This is a genomic window from Embleya sp. NPDC055664, assembly GCF_053618075.1.
In genome coordinates this window covers 1-4,801 of record NZ_JBSHGZ010000089.1, presented here as the reverse complement: position 1 = coordinate 4,801, position 4,801 = coordinate 1, and the positions used below count along the sequence as shown (strand labels likewise).

The following is a 4,801-nucleotide window of genomic DNA, read 5'->3' as shown; positions in this document are numbered from 1 at the left end:
AACCTCCGCACCACAGTCCGCTTCCAAGAAACCGTCGAAGCCCTCCTCACCGACGGACACACGCTCTTCATCGAGACCAGCCCGCACCCGGGACTCACCGTCGGTCTCGACGAAACCATCGACGCCCACCCCGTCCGCGCCGCGGCGATCGGCACACTGCGTCGCGAACACGGGGATCTCCGCACGTTCCACGCCGCCGTCACACACGCGCACATCCACGGCGCGGCCCCGGACTGGGACACATTCCTCCCACCCTCGATCGCGACCGATCTGCCCACGTACGCGTTCCAACGAGAGCGCTACTGGCTCACCTCGACGACGCCGACGCACACGGCGGGCTTCGATCAGCGCGAGTCGACCCATCCGCTGCTCGACGCCGACACGGAACTCGCGGACGGACTCCTGCTCACCGGGCGGCTGTCGCTCGCGACCCACCCCTGGCTCGCCGACCACGCGGTACACGACACCGTCCTGCTCCCCGGCACCGCCTTTCTCGACCTCGCCCTGCACGCCGCGACCCGGTTCGAGGACACTCCCGATCTGGAAGAGCTGACGCTGGAGAATCCGCTGCCGCTCTTCGAGCGACAGGCGGTTCGGCTACACGTCACCGTGGGCCCTGCCGACGACACCGGGCACCGGCCCCTGACGATCGACTCCCGGGCCGAGTCCACGGATCCCGGCGCCGCGCCGCGCGCCTGGACCCGGCACGCCACCGGCACCCTCGCGCCGGCCGCCGAGGCCATCGAACCCGCGCGAGTCGACGCCGTCGGGCCCCCGGCCGGCGCGCGCCCGATCGACCTCGCCGACGCGTACGCGGAACTGGCCGCGCAGGGTCACCACTACGGGCCGCTCTTCCGAGGGCTGACCGCCCTGTGGCGCGACGGCGACGACCTCTACGCCGAGATCCGCCTGCCGGACGACGCCGACCCGACCGGCCACACCATCCACCCCGCCCTCCTCGACGCCGCGCTGCATGCCGTGCTGCTCACCCGGGACGACACCGAGACCACCCGACTTCCGTTCGCGTTCACCGGTATCCGGCACACAGCCACCGGTGCCACCCGTGCGCGGGTGCGTCTGGGTTCCGGCGGCGAACACGGCTTCTCGGTGGCTCTCGACACCCCGCAAGGCGACCACCTCGTCACGATCGACACCGTGACCACTCGGCCGATCGATGCCGCCCGGCTCGCCGCGCTCACGCCACGGGACGAGCAGGGTCTGCACGAGCAACGCTGGCAGCCGCTCCCGACGAAAGCGGGCCCGGCGGCGGCCGGAGCCGGTGTCTGGGCGATGCTCGGTCGCCCCTCCGCCAACCTCACCGAGGCCATGGACGCCTCCGGCACCACCTTCGACACCCACCAGGACCTCACGGCGCTTCGCGAGGCGGTCCGCAACGGGGCTCCGGTCCCGGACGTCGTGATCGCGCCCGCCGGCCGGATCCCGGCCGAAGTCGATGCCTCGGACATACCCGGGCAGGCCCGGGCGGCGATATCGGGTGCCCTTGCTCTGCTGCAGGAGTGGCTCGGGTACGAGGAGTTCGTCGCGTCCCGCCTGGTGTTCGTGACCAAGCAGGCAATCGCCACCCACCACGGCGATCGCCTCGACAACCTGCCGCACGCACCACTGTGGGGCCTGGTCCGCGCGGCCCAGAGCGAGCACCCCGACCGATTCGGGCTGGTCGACGTGGCCGCGGGCACCAAGACCGCGAACGTCATCGCGGCCGTGGCCGCCGATCGGCCGCAGGTCGCCGTCAGGCAGCAGCAGTTGCTGATCCCGGAGTTGGTCCCGTACCTGCCGCCGCTCACCGTGCCCGCCGACGCGTCGACCTGGCGGCTCGGTACGACCGGCCGGGGCACCCTGGAGAACGTGGCGCTGCTGCCCGTGACCGAGCCGGACGGCCCGCTGCCCGCCGGCCGGGTGCGGGTCGCGCTGCGCGCGATCGGTCTCAACTTCCGCGACGCGCTGATCGCGTTGGGAAGTTACCCCGGCACGGCACCGATCGGCAGCGAGGGTGCGGGGATCGTGCTGGAGACCGGACCGGGTGTGTCGGACCTCGCGCCCGGCGACGCGGTGATGGGGCTGTTCGCGGACGGCGTGGGCCCGACGGCCGTCGCCGACCGACGCGCCCTCGCGCCCGTGCCCAAGGGCTGGACGTTCGCGCAGGCGGCCGGCGCCCCGGTCGCGTTCCTCACCGCCTACCACGGGCTGGTCGATCTGGGTGGGCTGCGCTCGGGCGAATCGGTGCTCGTGCACGCGGCGACGGGCGGGGTCGGCATGGCCGCGGTCCGAATAGCCCGACACCTGGGCGCCGAGCCGTACCCGACCGCGAGCCCCGGCAAGTGGCATCTCCTGCGCGCCCAGGGCTTCGACGAGGCGCACATCGCCTCCTCGCGCAGCCTCGACTTCGAGGAGCACCTGCTGCGTTCCACCGACGGCAAGGGAGTGGATGTCGTCCTGAACTCGCTCGTCGGGGATTACGTGGACGCCTCGCTGCGGGTGTTGCCACGCGGTGGACGATTCGTGGAAATGGGCAAGGCCGACATCCGCGATCCGGAGACGATCGCGAGCGCACATCCCGGCGTGGTCTACCGCGCGTTCGACCTGAACACAATCGGTCCGGACGAGGTTCGGCGCATCTTCGCGGTCCTTTCCCCACTGTTCGCGGACGGCACCCTCGAACCGCTGCCGACGACCGGTTGGCACGTCACGCACGCTCCCCAGGCCCTGCGACACCTCTCACAGGGACATCACACCGGGAAACTCACGCTCACCCTCCCCCGAGGCATCGACCCCGACGGAACGATCCTGATCACCGGCGGCACCGGCACCCTCGGCGCACTCACCGCACGCCACCTCGTCACAGCACACGGCGCCCGCCACCTCATCCTCACCAACCGCTCCGGCAACACCCCACAAACCCAGGCACTACACAACGAACTCACCGAACTCGGCGCCCACGTCACCATCACCCCAACCGACGCCACCAACCCCCAACAAACCGACACCCTCCTGGCCTCCATCGACCCCGCCCACCCACTCACCGCGATCTTCCACACCGCAGGCACCCTCGCCGACGCCACACTCGCCAACCAGACAACCCAACACCTCGACACCGTCCTGCCACCCAAGATCGACGCCGCGTGGCACCTGCACACCCGAACCGAACATCTCGAACCGGCTCCGACCCTCGTCCTGTACTCCTCCGCCGCCGGAATCCTGGGCAGCCCGGGGCAGGCCAACTACGCCGCCGCCAACACCTTCCTCGACGCCCTGGCCCAACAACGCCACACCCGGGGACACCCCACCGTCAGCCTCGCCTGGGGTCCGTGGCGGCAGACCAGCAACCTCACCGCCGGCCTCGACACTGCCGACCACGAGCGTCATCGCGCCCTGGGCATCACACCCCTCGGGTCGGCACACGCGCTCGGCCTGCTCGACACCGCGCTCAGCACTCCCCATCCCGGCCTCGTTCCGATCAACCTCGCTCGCCGGCCGGCCCGTTCCGCCCGGCCGTCGCCCTCGTCCGGGTCGGCCGAAGGCGTGGTCGCCAGGCTCGCCGCGCTCTCGGAAGCCGAGCAGCACCGCATGCTGCTCGACCTGGTCCGCACCCACGCGGCCACCGTCCTCGGGCACCCCACCGCGCAGACGATCAACGTCGAACAGGGCTTCATGGACCAGGGGTTCGATTCGCTCACCGCGATGGAACTGCGCAACCGGCTCAGCTCCGCGCTCGACCATCGGTTGGGCAGCACGGTCCTGTTCGACCACCCGACTCCGGTCGCCTTCGCCCGCTACCTGCGCGCCCGACTGGTCCCGGAGGCGGATCCCTCGCGCTCGGCGGCGGCCGAACTGACGCGCCTGGAAACGATCCTGGCCGACCCGCCGCCGGACGAGGCGACCCGTACCGAACTGGCCGATCGACTCTCGGCCCTGCTGACGCGACTGAATGGCCGGCAGTCCCACGCCTCGACCGAAGGCGCCCCCGGCACCGACATCGCGTCGGCCACGGACGACGAGATCTTCGAGTACATCAACGAGGAATTCGGCATTTCCTGACCCGCCAGCAGTCACCTGCTCCCACCTGTTGAGGCTGATTCCGGATGGCGAACGAAGACAAGCTCCGCGACTATCTCAAGCTCGTGACGCTCGACCTCAAGCAGACGCGCGACCGGCTGCACCGGGTCGAGACACAGCGCCACGAGCCGATCGCGATCGTCGGTATGGGCTGTCGCTTCCCGGGCGGCGTACGCGATCCGGCCGACCTCTGGCAACTGGTCACCGCAGGCACCGACGCCATCACGACCGATCCGGGCACCCGGGGTTGGCGCCTGGAGGACCTGTACGATCCCGACCCGGAAGCCGACGGTCGCACCTACGCCCGGGAGGGCGGTTTCCTGCACGACGCGGGCGACTTCGACGCGGGCTTCTTCGGGATCTCGCCGCGCGAGGCAGCGGCGATGGATCCGCAGCAGCGGCTGCTCCTGGAGACCGCGTGGGAGACGCTGGAAAGTGCCCACATCGACCCGACCACGCTGCGCAGCAGCGGGACCGGCGTCTTCACCGGCGTGATCGCGCAGGATTACGGGTCGAACGTCGCTCCCCGGGACGCCCGCGCCCTCGGGGGCTACCTGGCCACCGGCACGACCACGAGTGTGGCGTCGGGGCGGGTCGCGTACACGTTGGGTCTGGAGGGTCCGGCGATCACCGTCGATACCGCCTGCTCGTCGTCGCTGGTGGCGATCCATCTCGCGAGCCAGGCGCTGCGCAACGGCGAATGCGACCTCGCGTTGGCCGGCGGCGT

2 protein-coding genes are annotated in these 4,801 nt (G+C 71.0%); both read left to right on the top strand.

The genetic code is table 11. The features are described 5' to 3' along the window. Positions 1-4,056, top strand: a 4,056-nt coding sequence (locus ACWGR4_RS48110) for an SDR family NAD(P)-dependent oxidoreductase (RefSeq protein ID WP_452134044.1), incomplete at its 5' end; no start/stop codon positions are given. Positions 4,057-4,100: 44 nt separating this feature from the next. Further along, a partial coding sequence (locus ACWGR4_RS48105; protein WP_452134045.1) for a beta-ketoacyl synthase N-terminal-like domain-containing protein occupies positions 4,101-4,801 on the top strand: 701 nt, incomplete at its 3' end.